The 17,059-nt window shown below is 62.9% G+C and carries 19 protein-coding genes; 8 read left to right on the top strand and 11 right to left on the bottom strand.

What is annotated here, in order from left to right:
* Positions 1-70: 70 nt before the first annotated feature.
* The 8 genes from ACQUSQ_RS06290 to ACQUSQ_RS06325 all read left to right on the top strand — a co-directional run bounded on the left by ACQUSQ_RS06290 (position 71) and on the right by ACQUSQ_RS06325 (position 6,397).
* Positions 71-1,105 (top strand): hypothetical protein, encoded by a 1,035-nt coding sequence (locus ACQUSQ_RS06290; protein WP_435067685.1) that lies wholly within the window; start codon positions 71-73, stop codon positions 1,103-1,105.
* A complete protein-coding gene (locus ACQUSQ_RS06295; protein WP_435067686.1) occupies positions 1,102-1,581 on the top strand; it encodes a hypothetical protein in 480 nt (159 codons plus the stop codon). The genes ACQUSQ_RS06290 and ACQUSQ_RS06295 overlap by 4 nt, the downstream gene beginning before the upstream one ends.
* The gene (locus ACQUSQ_RS06300; RefSeq protein ID WP_435067687.1) at positions 1,581-2,015 is read left to right on the top strand and encodes a hypothetical protein; all 435 of its coding nucleotides are present in this window, start codon (positions 1,581-1,583) and stop codon (positions 2,013-2,015) included. The genes ACQUSQ_RS06295 and ACQUSQ_RS06300 overlap by 1 nt, the downstream gene beginning before the upstream one ends.
* Positions 2,012-2,143 carry a hypothetical protein gene (locus ACQUSQ_RS06305; RefSeq protein ID WP_435067688.1) on the top strand — a complete coding sequence of 44 codons (132 nt, stop codon included), beginning with the start codon at positions 2,012-2,014 and terminating at the stop codon, positions 2,141-2,143. The genes ACQUSQ_RS06300 and ACQUSQ_RS06305 overlap by 4 nt, the downstream gene beginning before the upstream one ends.
* Positions 2,140-2,745, top strand: coding sequence for a hypothetical protein (locus tag ACQUSQ_RS06310; RefSeq protein ID WP_435067689.1), 606 nt, complete (start codon positions 2,140-2,142; stop codon positions 2,743-2,745). Before ACQUSQ_RS06305 ends, ACQUSQ_RS06310 begins: the two co-directional genes overlap by 4 nt.
* The gene (locus tag ACQUSQ_RS06315; protein WP_435067690.1) at positions 2,742-4,544 is read left to right on the top strand and encodes a MarR family transcriptional regulator; all 1,803 of its coding nucleotides are present in this window, start codon (positions 2,742-2,744) and stop codon (positions 4,542-4,544) included. Before ACQUSQ_RS06310 ends, ACQUSQ_RS06315 begins: the two co-directional genes overlap by 4 nt.
* A 307-nt stretch (positions 4,545-4,851) precedes the next feature.
* Positions 4,852-5,322 (top strand): hypothetical protein, encoded by a 471-nt coding sequence (locus ACQUSQ_RS06320; protein ID WP_435067691.1) that lies wholly within the window; start codon positions 4,852-4,854, stop codon positions 5,320-5,322.
* 46 nt (positions 5,323-5,368) lie between these two features.
* Positions 5,369-6,397, top strand: coding sequence for a CAP domain-containing protein (locus tag ACQUSQ_RS06325; RefSeq protein ID WP_435067692.1), 1,029 nt, complete (start codon positions 5,369-5,371; stop codon positions 6,395-6,397).
* A gap of 2 nt (positions 6,398-6,399) precedes the next feature.
* Here ACQUSQ_RS06325 and ACQUSQ_RS06330 read toward each other — a convergent pair whose 3' ends face one another.
* The 11 genes from ACQUSQ_RS06330 to ACQUSQ_RS06380 all read right to left on the bottom strand — a co-directional run bounded on the left by ACQUSQ_RS06330 (position 6,400) and on the right by ACQUSQ_RS06380 (position 16,991).
* The gene (locus tag ACQUSQ_RS06330; protein WP_435067693.1) at positions 6,400-9,942 is read right to left on the bottom strand and encodes a hypothetical protein; all 3,543 of its coding nucleotides are present in this window, start codon (positions 9,940-9,942) and stop codon (positions 6,400-6,402) included.
* Entirely contained in the window at positions 9,942-10,364 is a 423-nt protein-coding gene (locus ACQUSQ_RS06335; RefSeq protein WP_435067694.1) for a hypothetical protein, read from the bottom strand. The genes ACQUSQ_RS06330 and ACQUSQ_RS06335 overlap by 1 nt, the downstream gene beginning before the upstream one ends.
* Position 10,365: 1 nt before the next feature.
* Positions 10,366-10,662: a hypothetical protein gene (locus tag ACQUSQ_RS06340; RefSeq protein WP_435067695.1), complete on the bottom strand. Its 297-nt coding sequence runs from the start codon at positions 10,660-10,662 to the stop codon at positions 10,366-10,368.
* On the bottom strand, positions 10,662-11,039 hold the full coding sequence (locus ACQUSQ_RS06345) for a hypothetical protein (RefSeq protein ID WP_435067696.1): 378 nt from the start codon (positions 11,037-11,039) through the stop codon (positions 10,662-10,664). Before ACQUSQ_RS06345 ends, ACQUSQ_RS06340 begins: the two co-directional genes overlap by 1 nt.
* Positions 11,036-13,462, bottom strand: coding sequence for a hypothetical protein (locus ACQUSQ_RS06350; protein WP_435067697.1), 2,427 nt, complete (start codon positions 13,460-13,462; stop codon positions 11,036-11,038). The genes ACQUSQ_RS06345 and ACQUSQ_RS06350 overlap by 4 nt, the downstream gene beginning before the upstream one ends.
* Positions 13,462-13,995, bottom strand: a complete 534-nt coding sequence (locus tag ACQUSQ_RS06355; RefSeq protein ID WP_435067698.1) for a hypothetical protein — start codon at positions 13,993-13,995, stop codon at positions 13,462-13,464. The genes ACQUSQ_RS06350 and ACQUSQ_RS06355 overlap by 1 nt, the downstream gene beginning before the upstream one ends.
* 80 nt (positions 13,996-14,075) lie before the next feature.
* Positions 14,076-15,230: a hypothetical protein gene (locus ACQUSQ_RS06360; RefSeq protein WP_435067699.1), complete on the bottom strand. Its 1,155-nt coding sequence runs from the start codon at positions 15,228-15,230 to the stop codon at positions 14,076-14,078.
* Entirely contained in the window at positions 15,230-15,817 is a 588-nt protein-coding gene (locus ACQUSQ_RS06365; RefSeq protein ID WP_435067700.1) for a hypothetical protein, read from the bottom strand. Before ACQUSQ_RS06365 ends, ACQUSQ_RS06360 begins: the two co-directional genes overlap by 1 nt.
* Positions 15,814-16,155, bottom strand: a complete 342-nt coding sequence (locus tag ACQUSQ_RS06370) for a hypothetical protein (RefSeq protein WP_435067701.1) — start codon at positions 16,153-16,155, stop codon at positions 15,814-15,816. The genes ACQUSQ_RS06365 and ACQUSQ_RS06370 overlap by 4 nt, the downstream gene beginning before the upstream one ends.
* A complete protein-coding gene (locus ACQUSQ_RS06375; protein WP_435067702.1) occupies positions 16,155-16,427 on the bottom strand; it encodes a hypothetical protein in 273 nt (90 codons plus the stop codon). Before ACQUSQ_RS06375 ends, ACQUSQ_RS06370 begins: the two co-directional genes overlap by 1 nt.
* 78 nt (positions 16,428-16,505) lie before the next feature.
* A complete protein-coding gene (locus tag ACQUSQ_RS06380; RefSeq protein ID WP_435067703.1) occupies positions 16,506-16,991 on the bottom strand; it encodes a hypothetical protein in 486 nt (161 codons plus the stop codon).
* Positions 16,992-17,059: the final 68 nt, after the last annotated feature.

The following is a 17,059-nucleotide window of genomic DNA, read 5'->3' on the forward strand; positions in this document are numbered from 1 at the left end:
AGCCGGTGTACTACCCCGAGTGTGGCAATCCGCACGAGTTCGAATTCAACGGCTTGGGGGTGACCTTCGGATGAGTTCTGAATCCAGCAAAGGCGACTGGAATCCGGGCAAAAAGTACCGGACCATCCTCACCCAGATTCAGGACGTGCTGTCCTCGGGCGAGAAGCGGACTGTCCGTGACTGCTACTACGCCCTCGAATCTCGTGGCCACAAGTGGGAGTACCGCTACATCAAGCGGGCAGTGAAGAAAGGGCGACGTGCCGGATACATCGATCCTGGTCAGATTGTCGATGCCTCACGGACAGCAGAACACACGCAGTCGTCCGGTTGGAATGACCCCGAGCACTTCCTCGCTGACCGCGTCGAGGACGTTTGGAACGACTATTGGGAGGATTTCTGGCGCGAACAGGAGACCTACGTCGAGGTGTGGCTCGAAAAGCAGAGTCTCGCGTCGGTGTTCAAACCTGTCTGCCAGCAGTACAACATCCGGCTCGAAGCCACGCGCGGCGATTGGTCCGACTCGAAAGTCTACCAAGCGTGTGAGCGCCTGAAGGAGCCGCTCGCGGAAGGGAAAGATATTCGAATCCTCTACTTCGGAGACTACAATCCGTCGGGATTCCACGCCCCCGTCAGCATCCTCGATGCGATGGGGTACTACGGTATCCCGATGGCCCGCGAGTTCCCGGAGTCGGATGACCCGCGATACTACGACGCCGAATACGGTGCTCCGTTCTCGTGGTCAAATGCAGACGGGACGTTCGCCATGGAGCGGAAAGCGCTCAACACCGAGCACATCGAGCGGTTCGACCTTCCCGAGAATCCGGTACCTTCGTCCTCGGACAAGGATGCGACTATCAAGAAGTGGTTCCAGCGCTACGTCTCCGAGGGACGTGACACCAACGTCGAGCTGAACGCGCTGAAAGAGTTCGAGCGCGAGTACCTCGAAGACCTCGTCGAAGATGCGATTACTGAGCACATCGACGAAGATGCGAAAGAGCGAGTGGAAGAACGGATTTGTGAGCGCCGTTCTGCGCTGGCTGACTGTATCGACATCGACCGGTCAGTAATTCCGGACAGTGAGCAGTCGGGAGGTGAGCGACGGTGAGCCGCACCGTCGCCGCGAACAAGCGCGCGGGCGAACGTGTCGAGACGCACGTCGTCAGTCGCGTCACGGAACTGAATCTCGTTCCCGACGACGTCGCCATCGAGTACGACGCCGTCGCGACGACCGCCGTGTACCCCGCGTCCGACCTGCCGATGGTCGGCCTTTGCGTGGTCAACCGCGGAACGCCCGTCGAAATCAAGAGCGTTGTTCGCCGGATGTCGACCGGCGAGCGCGGTCGATTCTACCTCCGCCCGGAACAGCACAAGGCACTCGTCGACGCCGGCGGCGTGTATCTGTTCGCCGTCTGCACTTCCGACGACCGGGACGTGCTCGCGCTGAAGATCGTTCCGGCGACCGTCCTCGAGGACCTCATCCCCTCGTGGCTCGACGGCGGCGACGGTCGGAGCGACTACTCGCAACTGGCGTGGACCAACGTCTTCGACGTGTGTGAGGTCGAGGAGCGTGGTCGCCCATGATGGGCGGGTCGCAATCGGACCGCGAGGAGTTCCCGAGCGTCGCCGAGGATATCGGCGAGGACCCTGCGCGGTTCCTGGACGTCGACCGCCTCGAAGACCTCGAACTCGCTCGGGCGCGCATCCGCGGTATCGACTTCATCGCGACCCTGCGAGCTTGGAAGGCCGTCGAGCGTAACCTCGCCTCGACTGGGGTCGTCTCTGAGCACCATCGGACGAAAGTGATGGAGTGGCTCGACGAGCGCGAGTCGGAACTCGAGGAGCTCGGCGACCGTGATGAGCGGATGGCCGATGTCGATATCGAGGCGCGACGTGAGGCGACGCCGTCGACGTCGACGCCAGCGACGTGGGTCGACCGGGATGGTGGCGAGCGGAAGCTCAACCACGTCGACTCCGACCGCTATCGCGCCGCGACCGACGGAGGTGAGGACGCGTGACGTATCGCGAGAGTTGCGAGGGCGAGTGTCCCGAGTGCTCGCAACGCGTCCTCTACGGCGACTCGTTCTGCTCGTCGTGTGGGACAGATCTCGACGGCGCCGATATCTTCCGAGGTGACGAGCGGTGACGGACCACTTCGAACCGATGAACGTCTGTCGGCGCTGCAACCAGCCGACACCGCAGTGTCACTGCGGCCTGACGCGGCGCTGTCCCTCCTGTCGCGGACGCGGGTTCAACTGCTGGGACGACATCTGCCGTGGGCGCGGGCGCTGTATGCATGACGACTCGTGTTCGTTCTGCCACGGCGAGGGGTACGTCCGGCCTGAGGAAGTGCTGGTTATCCCCGACCAGACTGCCTTCGATATTCGGCAGTACCTGCGTGCACATCCCGAGCTCCGGAAAGACGAGTACGCTCAGGACGACGTCGACGATCCGCTGGGCCAGCTGTGTTACCCGGCTGCCGAGTCGTACTATCACGCGACCGGCTGCAAGCACGAGGTCTACTGTCTCTCCTGGAGCGATGTCGACGACGACCTCGAGGGAACGCACTGGTTCCTTCGTGAATCCGACGGGGAGCGCCGGTGGATCGACCTGAGCCTGCCGCTGATGCCGGCCGTCGAGTTGCCGCCGTTCGCCGAGGGGGCCCATCGCGGATTCATCACCGGCGACGAGCCGAGCCAGCGCGCGCAACAGGTGCTCGACGCAGTGGATCGAGGTGAGAGTGCGTGATCGAAGTCACGCCGGCGTCCGGGCAACCCGGTCTCCAGTCGCCCCTGCGCCATCTCCGCGTTGAGGGGGACGACCACGCCGACCACATCGCTCCGGCGCCCCACGAGACCCGTGGTGACCTCGTTTTCGACGAGCACGGTGACCGACCCTACTGGGCGCTGTCGTCGCTGTTCATGTCTTTCGAAGAGGGTTCGAAGAGCTTCGAAATCGAGATTCCGAAGTGGCGCGGCGAAGGTGACCGCTCCTGGAGCGTGACCTTCTCGTACCACAAGAGCGGGATGGAGCCACGCCCCAGCGACGACGTCGACCAGCTCTACGAGTTCGACATCACCGCCTACGCGGACCAAGAACGCAAGCTTCCGATTCAGGTGAAGCCCCGACTCGGCTGGGACGAGTGTCCAGACCGTCGTCCCCAGTCCGTACCGAATGATCTCGGCGAGGCGGTCGCGGTCCACATCAACAACTCGGTGAACATCGAGTTGGACCAGATTCGATACCTCGTGCCGCTCCTGCTCCGCGGGATCGCGCAGGGACTCGGGCGCTCCTGGGATGACGAGTACTTCTGCGGTGACCTGCATCCGTACTCGACGATTACCCAGCACGAGCGGTACGTTCGTCCCTCGAGCGACGTCGCGGAGAAGATCACGCGGTCGGACGGCGTGTTCAAATCGCTGTTCGAACTCCTCGCCGACCAGGAGGGGAGCAAGGTCGTCTACTCAGCGGACAACCGGAAGGTCGTCGGCTGGAACCACCAGCTACGGCTGACGAAGAGTGCCGTCCGCAAGGCGTTCGATCCTGGGGATAACTCGACATCTACTGGCGCGGGGGAGCCAACCGACGCCGAGCGTCGAAACGACGACTTGGACGACGATCCCGGCGCCATCGGAACGCAACTGAAGCTGTACGAACCCGAGCACCCTGGCGGTCGCGAAGAGGGTGACCCGCTCGCCCATCCGAAGCTCGGAGCACTGTTCAAGAAGGGCTTGAACGGCGACGAGTCCGTGCCGTGGCGCCGTCGCTACGAACTGGTCGAGGCACTGGATAGCTACGCACTGAACGTCGCCTCATGGGCCGGCATCGCCGTCTCTCCGGGTCCGTGGTGGGTTTCGGACTGGCACTTCTCCGGAGACAGGTTCGCTGACGAGCGCCGACAGGTCGCGCTTGTCGATGACCCGACGCCGGAGATCGAGCAACGCCAAGAGACGACCATCATGCGGCTGTTCTCCGAACTTGATCCCGACAGTGCTGCCGAGGACATCCTCGAGCAGACTGCGATATCCGACGGCGGGACCAACGTCGACGAGGTTCGCTCGGAGACAGACTGGTCTCGGTCGACTATCTATCGGCATCTCCAGCAGCTCGACGAGATCCTACGACTCGACGACGGGAAGATCGAGTTCATCTCAGGGAAGATTCGCGACGAGATTCGCGACGTCTTGGACGTGATGAATCGGAGCGTCGACGCTGCGACGGCCGCGCTCCAGCGCATCGCCGGTATGGACCCGCGTGACTTGGACCGGAAGGGGAAAGCGTGGCAGAAGTGGGTCAACCGCTACGCTGCCGAGATCGAGGATGCTGCCGATGGCGAGCAGCTGCGACTTCGTACAGCGCTCTCGATGCGTAAGTCCGACTCCTACGAATGGGCACCCGAGGTGATCAAGTGGGGTCGTATCGCGTGGCGAAAGTCGGGGCGACCGCTGCATCGGTTTCCGGACACCGTCGCGTTCGAGACAGTGTACGGTGAGTTCGTCCGTGAGGATTCTGAACGGTTAGCTCACGAGGTTTCGATGCGCCGGTAGCGCACGACTGGTGAGTGGCAACACCATCTCGGTTTCGGTTTTCTGCAAATTAGGTTTCGTTACTCCGGCGCCGTAGGTCTACTCTGGTTGTGTTCGGTGGGCGTCGCGACATCGAGGAGCGGCGGCGCCGACTGCCTCCGCGGTCGGGTCTGTCCCGCGGGGCGGGACTATCCCCTTCGGGAGTGTGACGAAGGTCACACCCAACAAAATACACCGCACACCTCAAATCGCACCTGAAGCGTCGCTCCAGTTGAAACAGACGAAACGTAGGTTAGGTGTTTTTACTTTCGCTCTTTGGGGATTTCTTATGTCAATCGACCCACGCCATCTGTCTATGGTGAGAAAAACCAACCAAGAGAACAGTTTGAAGCTTCTCTACCTATCTGCATCACTCTTGCTTGTAGGCACAGTTTGGGCAAGCGCACCAATCACAGGTCTGACTGGATCGCTCGGGGTTATTCCGGCGATACTCGGCCTGATTCTTGTACCAATTGCCATCAATAGAGAAACATTCAGCCAGCGAAATAAGATATTCACGTACTCTATCTGGGTGGTTCTCGGTGGCGTATTCCCCTACGGATTAGCCACCGCTCCGAAAGTAGAATGGGCCGCACAGATCGGGAACCAGATAGATGGCCCTTGGTTGATCGCCTTGTATATGGGTATCGGGTTTTCTGGCATGGTCATCGGCGGTGCTGCACTCCTACTCAACCTCTGGGAAACGCGATCTCTTCTCCGATCGAATGGCGATAGTCCTCCCAGCTCCGGCGACCACTAATCAACCTAGCGTTACCTTTTCACGCAACTGACCAGTACGCCTGCGTATGCGCTGGCGACAGGCTATCCTCGCTGCCGCGCTCGCCCTCGCTGCGGCCGCGATGCTCTATGCTGACGGAGCCAGTCTCACCGTCGCCGTCGCGACCGCCCTGCTCGTCTACGTCGGCATCCGCGCCCTCATCGCGACCTACTACCGAACGAAATACTGGTACCATCGCGACGACACCCGTCACTCTCGGCAGTGCCAGCGATGTGGGCGCCGCGTGTCCCGGCGTGCAGGCGACACCGTCATTCGATGCTACCACCGCATCAACCAGCACCCTCACGTTGCAAAACCCGAACAACAGTGTGACTGGGTCGAGGGCTGGCCCGTCACGCGTCTGTTCACGCGCTCGGTGTTCGCTCGACAGTTCCGGCGCTCGATTACATGGAAGCGCCTCGGAGTCATCGTGCTGGCCTGCGTCCTCCTATTCACGCCCATCTCCATCTCTGCTGGTGGGGCGCTGAGTTCCGCTGGCGGCGCGGCCGCCACGACCAACGCAACGGCGACGCCTACTGCGACGGCGACGCCAGACCAAAACACAGCTGGTGAAAATCTCAACCGGAGCGAAATCGAGCATTACCTGCGGAGATATATCAATGAAGAGCGAACGAACCGGGGATTAAGAAAGCTGGATCGGGATAGCGACTTGATCGAAATCGCACGATACCATTCGAGGGATATGGCCAGACTGGGCTACTTCGCTCACGAATCTCCTGGTGGCGGGACGATGGAGGATCGCTACGAGAAATTTGGATACCAGTGTCGAGTGTCGACTGGTGGAGACCGTTACCTGTCGGGTGCGGAGAACATCGCGTACACGGTCGCTTTTTCCCGAGTAGATAGTCCAACAGAGGGAACTGTATTACTCACAACAGAAAAAGAGATTGCCCGACATCTCGCGAACAACTGGATGAATTCTCCACCACACAAGGAGAACATCCTCCGAGAGCCTTGGGAAAATGTCGGCCACGGTATCTACATCACTCAGATTAACGGAGAGGTGCGCGTATACGCTACGCAAAACTTCTGTTAGAGTTAGAAGAGGAAATCGGAGGGAGAGGCGATTCGGTTGGCGAAGGTGACTGGTGCGACTGACGACTCCAAGTCGTATTCCCGATCATCTGTGTCCCATCCGAACTCCAAGTCGAAGTCACGGCGGTTATCACCCAATCCGCCATCCCCCCAATCTCTATCGTCCCCAGTACTCCCGCCACCATTGCCGAGATTAAATGTACTACCGCCACCGAAGTCCTCGCGAGTCCCTATATCAGAGCCACCCGTCGGAACTCGATCCTCATCGAACCCACCCGGCGTCCCGACAGACGTGATCGTGCTTCCGCGGTCTCTATCTGGAGAGCTAATCCGCTCGCCGAGACCAGCCGCGCCGAGGCCGCCACTCACCGGGTCGGTCACGCGACGCGAGTCACGGTCCGACCGTCGCGACGCGTCCGACAGCGAATCGCTCATGGGACCGCTCACGCCGCGAGAGTCGCCTCCGGACATGCCACGACTCGGCGCGGGCGAGGTCGGCGAACTCGGCGTCGGTGCTGGTCGGTCGACGCTGTCGCCCGCAGCGCGGTAGTACGACTCCAGCGGTTGAGCGCCGACGTCGGTGTCCGGCACCGCCCCGCTGGGACCGGTGTCGACTTGGTCCTCGGGCGCGACGAGGCGAAGCGGCACGCGACGCCCCTCGACCTCGGTGTAGAAGTTCGTGCCGAGACCGAAGCGATTGCCGCCACTGGCCACGCCGTCGACGGCGCGGAAGTCGGCCCCGGGAGGGACGACCACCTCGGCCTCGCCAGTGTTGAAGTCGTCTGTCCCCGGCGGCTTGGTGCGCGCGGTCGTGCTTCCCGCCCACTCATCACGGAGTCTGGAGTTGAACTCGTCCATCGTGTCGACGTCTGCCGCGGCGACGTCAGTGCGTGCAACGACGCCCGTTGGTCGACCACCCATGCTCGGGAGGCCCGGCACAGGACTGTAGGACCGCTCGCCCATCTCGAAGAAGTACGGCGAGAGTTCCGGCCCAAAGAATCCACCAGGGCTCTCGTAGTCCCCTTCTTGCGTTCGGAAGCCGGTTCCAGTGCCGATCCGGGAATCCGACGCACCCGGGCCGTCGGGTTCGGTCTCGATGGCTTTCTTGAGGTCAGCGCCTTCGGTGACACCCGCCTGCTCGAACTGGTCTTCAATCACGGTCGGCGTGTACCGCTCAGACTGCCGACGAACGGCTTCGGGTGGGTCGGACTCGTACAGCGGCGGGTCGTCAGCGCCGGGGAACGTCGCGTCCTCGGCGTCGGACTCACCGCGGTAGTACGCCATCGTCTGCGGATTGGTCACCTGTCCGAGGTCGATCTCGGTCCCGCCAGCAGTCCGAGCGCGGTCGGCCGTGCGCCGAGCAGCCATCCCGAGACCACGCCCGGCCGCACCACCGATGATCGCCTCACCAGCTATCGACCCGGCGAATTGGGTCGGGTCCGTCCGAGCGTTGGTGGCGATGGATTCGCCGGTTTCGCGTCCAACTGCGAGCGCGCTTGCACCGACGACAGCTGTGTTGTCCTGCTGGATTTCGTCTGGGACGTTCGACGCCACTTCGGTGCCGGTCTCGGCCCCCTGGGCGATGTTGAACACGTTCGTCACTTGGGCGACGGATTCGCCTGCGCCTTCGCTGAGTCTCTCGGTCGGCCCCTCACCGTCACGAACCGTATCGACCGTCGCCTCGCCGATTGGCGTTTGGATGGTGGTTTCGACGTCCGTGTCGACACCCACTGTTTCGAGACCGGCGCGAATGTATCTGTTCGCGACGACTGTCGGCGTCGAGCTGACATACTCGTCGATGGCGACCTGTGAGTCGGCTTCGAACTGGTTGCCGGCATCCCGGAGCCGCTCCTCGTCGGCTTCGGACAGCACCCCGCCTTCTGTGACGCGGTCGGTCGTATCGCGCTCGACCTCGGCAGACCGCATCTCTTCTCCCAGCGCTGCCCCGACCTCTACTGCGCCTCCAGTCGGACCGGGGACGATGGTGCTCTCACTCTCTGGCGCGCTCGGTGGGTCAGCAAGCAGTCGGCGCGTGTCTGAGACGACCGTGTCGTAGGTCTCGTCCAGCCCGCCAGTGAGATTGCTCACCGCGGCGTCACGATTCCCGGCCGCACTGGCGCGCGTCGCACGACCGACCGCCTCGTCGACTGACCCGAGCATCTCGTCGCCAGCCTCGAAGGGTGCTCCACCGGGCTGTGCCTCTGCGTTCGCCTCAAGTGCGCGACCCACAGCATCATCTACCGAGCCCAGTAGGACGTCCACGCCACCAGCGTACGCCTCTCGGCGAGGGGGCTTGTCGCCGATAGCTCCTCCCTCGCCTCGAATGATACGGCGGCCACTCTCGCTGTCTCTGGCTTCCTCTGTCTCAGGAATGTATCCACGCACTCGGCCATCGGTGACCTCTGTCCGAACGTCGCGCTCGTCGATGCGGTCGGACTGGCCAGCCACCTCGGTACGGACCTGTCGGCGGGCGGCCTCGAGGGCGGCCGTGGTTCCAGCGCCGGTACTCCGGTCCCCCACGGAGCGCCCTGGGCCGGAGTACGTCGCGTCGGTCGGCTGGCGCCCCGGCACCCCGGCGCCGCTCCCGGCCGACGATATCGTGCCGCCACCCGGACCCACGACCTCGTAGCCTCCGCTGGTCGCCACGATATCGAGTTCGTCAGCCGAGACCCCCTCAACGTCGCTCGCGATTCGGTCGCGAATCTGCTGGTTCTCGTCTGCGTCGGCGAGGTCGCTCGGGTCGCTGATAGTCTCTCTCGACGAGTCCGACTGCCGCTCGGCCATCTGTGCCGCGATGCGTTCGCCCTCGGCCTCGCTAATCGGCCCTCGCTGGCTCAACGCTTCGGGCTCGGCACCAGCTTGGAGTGCCTCGGCGGCACCGGCACCAGCGACGGTGTCGGGGTCGTCGCTCTCCGAGGCGTACGCCGACTGGGAACTGTACGATGTCGTAGTCCCCTCATCCTCGTCGAGGTTAATGACCTGGCCGTTCCAGCCACGATTCAGTTCGGCACTACTGACGTCGCGGGCTGCGCCGGCTGGACCGACATCGACGCGGTCGACCGTCTCGCCACCAACCTGCAGCCGCCACTTCCCTTCAGTTTCGGGGACGTCGACTCTCGCGAAATAGGGGTCCTCCTCGGTCGCGCCAGCGTTCTCTTTCGTCTCGATTCGCTGACCGTCCGGCCCGACCCACGTCACTTCGCCCTGGCCGTCGCCGGGCTCCCACAGCGTCAGGTCCACCTGCTCGGGCGCAGGCTCTCGTTTGGCCTCGACGGCGCCGTCCTCGGTGACGCGCAACTCGTCCTCGTCGTAGATGCTGTCCTCCGCAGCCTGCTGTCTGAGCGTCTCGTCGCGGACACGGACCTCGCCGTCCTCGACGACCAAGTCGTCTGTACCATAGCGGTCGGATTCGTTGGCCACCGCGCGCCGCGCTTCGAGCGCACTCGTCTGTCCAGGCCGTTCGTTGATTTCTTGCAGATTTGGTCGCGCCTGTTCGCCGCCACCCTCTGCAATCGTGTCGGTCGTTGGTGTATTATCGTCTACCATTATTCTGTGTGTGTCGCTGTCGTTGTTCGCGAGCGAAACCAGGCAAAGAGATAGATAGCGCATCGATGCAGGTCGACGGCCGACGCCACCGTGTAGACGCCGAGATTGACGTAGACGTAGGCCGCGATGCCGAGTTCGACGAGCGTCCCCGGCTGGCCAGCCACCGTCAGCCAGAGGCCGACGGTGAGGGCGCTGCCCACGACCAGCGGGGCGATGTACGCGACGGCACGCGCGAGGAAGTAGTCGCCATCCCACTCGAAGCGACAGGCTATCTCATCGAAATCGAGCGTCGAGGATGCCCACGGCTCGGCGACGAGCGCGTGCGTCAGTTCGTGGCAGACGGCACCGGGAAGCCACGTCGTGAGCCAGAGGACCTGTGCCCACGTCGGAAGTGCCCGCCACCAGCGCGGTGTTCGTGACATCTCACATCGGCCTCCCCGAGGAGTATATCGAGCGGTACGCCAGCAGCGTCGCTGTGACGACTATCATGTAGCCGACGAACGCCGCCGCTGGGGGCGCACCGCTGATTATCAATCCGGCGAACAGTACGAGTATCGTCGCCGGGACGTACAGCGATTCGGTCTGTATCCAGAGCGCCAGCGTCAGCGGCACGCCCAGCAAGAGAATCGTTCCCTCTTCACCGAGCAAGCTCAGGACGGGACCGAACGTCGCCTCGAACCACTGCCCGTCGCGCCACAGCTCGAACCAGTCGGTCTGCATCAGAGGTTCACCCCGCGAGCGATCTGGTAGAGTCCGTAGATGAACACGAAGTCAACCATCGCCTGTACCGACCACGCGATGGGCCACGGCACGGACCAGGACATGAGGATACCTTTCGTGTTCGTGATGAGTGTCCAGAGCTGACTGAACGTCCGAATCGATGCCGCTGCGACGCCGAAGAAGCCGGGGTCCTGCTGGCCCGTACCCTGAATCTCGGCGTTCTTCCCCTGCTCGTTGATTGCACCGACGTCTTCGCGCTGGAGTCCGCCCGCTCCCGGATCGACACCAGCGACGGCGCTGATGCCGAGCGCGTTCAGCGTGAAGAGAGCGAGCACCAGCGCGATCATCGTCACGCCGATTCGCATTCCCTGTATCATGATGCTGGCCTCCGTTGGGCGAGATGGCCACCAGACGCGATGAGCAGCGCTCCCCACCAGCCGGGGATGAACAGGTCAATCACCGCGAGGTACATCAGGACGCCCGCGAACGCGACGACCGCCAGCGCGAGGTGCGTGGCATAGCGCTCGCCGGCGAGCGACCCGACGAAGACGATGATGACGAGCCCGATGGTCCCGAGCCACTGTTCTGGCAGCGGGATTCGGATACCGAGGTCGCCGCCGCCGACGGGACGTGCGCCGCTGATTTGCTGGTCGTTCCGCGTTGCGGTCCAGTTCACGACGTAGCTCGTGTCGTTCGCCACGTCGACGTACGCCGAGTAGTTCTGAATCGGCCCGTCGCGGACCGTCTCCTCGAAGGTGACGTTCGATGGGTCGCCTCGCTCGTGGACGCGCACTTCGTATCGGCTGGTCGCCGCTGCGGGATCGTGGTAGCGGACGATGACCTGTCGCTGGCCACTGTCGAGCCGCCGCGTCGACGAATTCGCGATATATCCGTCTTGGCTCTCTTCGTAGAGCCCCACGCCTTCGATTTTGAGTCGCTCGACACTGGCAGAGACGGGCGTGTAACTCCCGAGTGTTCGCCGGTCGCCTTGGTCGTTCTCGATTATGATTCGGTAGCGCTGATCTGTCTGGAGGAACGTCGAGAACGCCGATGTCGCGCCGAAGTAATCGGCGGCCACGGTACGGTAGTCGGTCGAGTTACTGATGCTCCGCTGGATGTAGATGCGCGTCGACTGTGCTGGGAAGGTGCCACTTACGTCGTTGAGTACGAACTGCTTCTCGACGGCCGATTTAGAGTCGTTGAGCAGATACACGGACTGCTGCTCAAAGAGTGAATCGACGATCGCCCGCCGCCGGTAGTAGCCATCTGCGGACACGACGACTGCGAATCGGGCGTCAGCCGGCAGTCCCGCGAGGCTCACGACACCGTCGGATGTCGTCCGCGTGTAAATGCTGTCTTCCGCGTAGAAACGCACTTCAATCGACACGTTCGAGCCATTGACGAGCGCATCAGGGTCGCTTTCAGGCCGTATGTAGAGCTTCTCCGGCGTCGAGAACGTCTGTGTGAGCGTGTCGCTGTTGCCGTAGCTGTCGGTTACGGTCCACTCGATAGTGTTCGAACCGGCGACGGCGTCGTGGGAGAACGATACCGTGCCGTTGTTGGAGACGCTTTGCTGTCCGATCTGGTTGCCGTCGCCATCAACAGCCTCCACGACGACGGTATCTCCCTGTGCCAACCCGAGATCCCGGTCGCTGACGTTGATGCTAATATCGCCATCGTAGTCGGCAATCTCGCCGGCCGGGTCGGGATCAGAGAGGCTCGGCGACGATGGCTCAAACAACAGTCCTTCGTCGTGGAGCTCGGCGCTCGCGCGTGCGCCAGTCGCCTCGAAGTCGATGCGCACCCGCCAGCGGTCACTCTCTGTCCCCGAGAGGTCGGCCGTGACGTTGCTGGTCGAGCTGACTGTCGTCGACGAGACGTTGCTCCACACGCCGTCGCCGTCGGGGTCTGCCTGCCAGATCAGCGTTGCCGAGGCGTTTTGCAGCGAGAGGTCGGTCCAGCCGCTCTGGACACGCTCGGCATCGTGGACGGCACCGAGATAGGTCGCGCCGCCCTGCAATTCACCGGTGATGGAGAAATCATCGAAATAGACGGACGTCTCAGTTGAGCCGCCGTTGTGACCTTGGAAGGCGATACCGCCGGAACTGAAGGTCGTATCAGTCCCGCTCGTGGACCCAAGTTCGGCCCCCGAGCTGTCTTTCAGTGTCGCAGTTATCTCACCGTTGGCTCCCCACGAGACATCCATCTGGTACCACGAATCTGCGCTCAACTCGCTCGTTGACGCATTCGATATCTTCTCGTACGAGCCATCGGTGTCGCGTCGTGCGAGAGTGATTGCGTTGAGGTCGAGGTTAACAATCCCGACGTATCCGGCCGGCCGGTACGTTCCATTTTGATAGCCCCAGATAACCCGGGGGTCTTCATTACCGCTGCTGCCACGAATCCAAACCGAGAAGTCGTCGCCGGCTTGGGGAAGCGTCTCTGGGGACGAGGTAGCAATATAATTGCGACCTGACGCCGAAGCGTCCATCCGCAGCGCGTGGCTGCCTTGCTTGACGACGCTGGTCTGTGCCTCGGCAGTACTGAGATCGTGATGATATTCGCTGATATCGCCGTCGTCAAACTGGTCGACCGGCGAGGTGCCGCTGCTGACGATACTTGCCGACTCACCGCTCCCCTGGACGGCCATGTTCTGGAGCGTCGTCGGCGCCGCCTCGCCATCCGCGGTCCCGAAGGTCGTGTGCTGGCTCGCGATCGCACTCGCGTTCTGGGCCGCGACCGGCGCCGCAGAGATCGCGAGCAACGCGACGAACACGACGCAGACGTGACGCCAGCGCATCAGATACCCCTCCTGAGCATATCGTTCCGGATCGGTGCACTCAGATAGTAGCCGTCGGCGATGACCAGCAAGACCGCTGGAAGGATTCCGACGGCGAGCTCGTAGCTGAAGCGTACGGCTGTCTCAGTCCCTGGGAGCGCGTCAAGTGCGAAGTTGTAATCGTTCATGGCCAGCTCGTACAGCGGTTGGGCCATCTCCGGGATGACGAGCGCGTAGAGCACAACCAGAATGTGTGTGAAGACGAGCAGCAGCGTCGCAACAGGGAGCCAGCTGGTCGCGCCGCTGAGGCGGGCGGCGATGACAGCCTCGAGGCCGACGCGGAAGACGACTATCAGCAAGAGCCACTTCCAGGTAGTCAGGACGTAGTCCCGCCCCGTCGCGGCAATCGAATCGGCGGGAGCCTGCCAGGAGTCCGTCGCGATCAGTGTCGCGATGAACGTCGAATCCAGCAACCCCCACATTGCCGAGGCGACGCCGATGCTAATGCCGCCCGCGATGACGACCCAGCCGAGCGATCCCGACCGGGCACCCATGCTACCCGCCCTCCGTCCCCGGTGCGAGACGGGTCACACCACGCGAGGCGCGAGCATGGAAGCCGCTCCAGTAGGCACAGCTACTCTGCATCGGTCGGCCCCCAACGCTCCCGGACGAGGTCGTCGGCGCACCGGACGTACCAGTAGCAGAACCCGACCAACGGCGCGGCCATTGCCATCCAGTAGAAGTCTCCGAGTACCGCGGAGAATGGCTGTGGACCGCCGATCCACTGGACCGTCGTTGTCGCGACCTCAGGATGCCGGTCGAGAAACTGGCCCCAGAAGAGTGCGCCCGTGATAGTCGCGAGGACGTACCCTATCAGGAACAGCCCCCCGGTGGCGACCTTCAACAGCGACGAGAAGGCCACCCAGACAGCGAGTATTGGGTCCTCTCTGATAGCGTTCCAGTAGAGGCTAAACTCGTCTCGAATCTCGCCCCAGACACTCTTTAGTCGCGGACCGGCGAGCAGCGCCAGAATCGATAGGACCTGTCCGCCACCTCCGCCACCGCCGCCACCGCCACCGAGTACCGAGGCGCCGATGATGTAGAGGATAGCGAGGATGATCAGCGTCCCGAGGACGAGCCCGCCGCCGTGGAGTAGTCCCTTCATGTACCGCCCCTCGTTACGGGCTTTCTCCTTGCCGTATTCGACCGCCCGTCGCACCATGTTCGCTGAGATGGCGTTCGGGGCACGCTGTTTCGCTTGCGTCAGGCTGAACGAGTATCCGACTGCGCCAGCTGGCGGTCGGAGGTCGTACTCCCGGACTTTTTCAGCCCCACCGTCGGCGACGGCTTCGCCCTGTCCGTTCGCGGCTTTGCCTTCCTCAGGTGCGGGCTGGTCGCCCATCTCGACCTCGACGACGCGCTGGGTCGTGTTGCTGTCCGGGTCGACCTGGTAGCGGAACTCACCCGCCTCGTCGAATTCGGCTGCGAGACAGGCCTCTGTCGAGAACGGACAGGCGATCTGGGCGTGGCATTTGATAACCGAGACGCCGTAGTAATCGACGGGGTCGGTCCCTTCGCCGATTGGCGCGAATATCAGGTTGTTCGTCGCCTGGTACCAGCCGTCCATTTCCGGATGGACATCGGCACCGAGCTCGGTGAGCTTGCCGTCCTCCCACTCGACGAGCAGGAGGGCATCGTGCCCGCTCGCCTTCTTGTGGAGGTATTTGACGTGGTGTTTCTCGGAGTAGCGAGCCGTGCCCGGAATCAGCGCTTTCAGACCACCGAGCATCAGTCGTCACCCCCGATTCCGAGGGCGCCTTTGAGCGACCCCATCAGGCCGTCGCTGCCGTTGCCTCCGCCGGTGCCCTCAGTCGCGACGACGGACTTGACACGCGTCGCAACCTCGAGCGCCATCGCGTCGACGGATTTCGACTGCATCATCGACCGCACACCTTCCTCGCCGAGCGTGGAGTCGGCCTCACGGGCGCGGTCGTCAGTGAGCACGGCCTTGTCCTCGCCGAACATCTCTTGGCGGTACCGGCCGACACACTTCGACGATGGGCCGGCAGCCCTCGGATGTTCGGCCTTGAACTGCATCGCCAAGGCCTGGTTCGTGATTTTCAGGCCCTCGTACTCCTCACGCGTAATGTTGCCGAACACGTGGTGGAGCGACAGTTCGGCCGAGAGACGCCGTTCCAAATCGCTCGCCCCCTCGTCCGGGCTGATTCCAGGATCGCCCATCTCCGCGATGAACGTCTGGGAGCGCCCGCCACGCGCTTGGTCGATCTTCGCGCTCTCGGTCGCCTGGCCGATGGCACCGTTGCGGAGTTGCTGTTCGGTTATCTCGTCGGCGTGGTCTCGAGGTGTGGAACTCATGGCTGTGGTGTCTGCGTGTCAGATTGGTCGAGTGCCTGTGTCGGATCGAGGGCCGCTGCGTCTTCGTCGGCGTCTTTCAGCTGGTCGTGGATGTGGATGCCCAGCCGGATCACGTGCATCGCTGAATTACCGAAACAGAGCCACGCGAGCGCCGTCGAGGCATACACGTCGGTGCCGCCGGCGCCGTCGCCGGCGACCAGGGCCATCGAAGAAAAGCCGATGACCAGCCAGACGAACACACCGGCACCAGCACAGAAGCCGGTCGCGCGGTCCGTCCATGCTCCTGTCGTCAGAAGGACACCCGCCAGGAACAGGAGGATGTACTGCGTCTCGTACATTATCGACTCATCCCTCCTGGCGATTGGTTTTTGAGGTACGCAATCCCCCCCAGCGAGAGAATCCCGAGAATACCCATCGGCACGCCCACGTAGGCGAGTGCCGGCAGCAGTGTCGAGATCGTCCCCCCGACCTGCCGCCCGGTATCGAGGACCGGTGGGGACTGGTCGGCGTACTCTGCCGAGGCATTGCGTGTCTCGGTCGTCTCACTGTAGGATGCACTCAGTGCCTGTGCGCCAGCCGCAGCGAACACGAGGCAGACGGCGAGGAGCACGACCGCGGCGGCCCATTTGTTTGTCATGATTCTGTGGTTTCCTGTATCGAAAATTGCGAGAGGGTGGTTCTCGGGGTGCTACCGACGCATCCCGCCGCCGGCCTGGATGAAGCCGCCGAGACCACTGTTGATGAAGTAGCCGACGACGGCCACGACTGGCACCGCGAGCAGTGCCACGGCGAGCAGGATGAACGCCGTGCCGCCGATGGACTCAACCTGCTCGATAGCCGGGCTGAAGGCCCCATCAGAGGGTGCCTCTGCCACGAAGTACCCGGCGACGATGGCCATCAGGATCAGCATGATGACCGAGATGCCGAGCGTGATCGTCGCGCCGATGATGTTGTGCGCGACGGTCTTGTCGCGGTCGACGTAGTCGTCGGCTTTGGCCGAGGCCTTCTCGTGGACGTTGAGCCAGACACCGACCGCCGCGTCGACGGCAGTGTCTACCTTCTGGTTGCCAGTTCGGAGACGTCGGCCAGCAGCTGCGATACTACCTCGGATTCCAGTCTGCGGAATCGAGGGCTCGGTCGTCGGCCCCGCTTCCGGGGCCGCGGTCGCGGACATGGACATTGAACTGCCCTATCGGCGTGTGATAATTCTGACCCAATAATAACCCAGTAGTATATTAAAGA

Source organism: Haloplanus sp. C73 (genome assembly GCF_051195115.1).
Lineage (GTDB): Archaea > Halobacteriota > Halobacteria > Halobacteriales > Haloferacaceae > Haloplanus.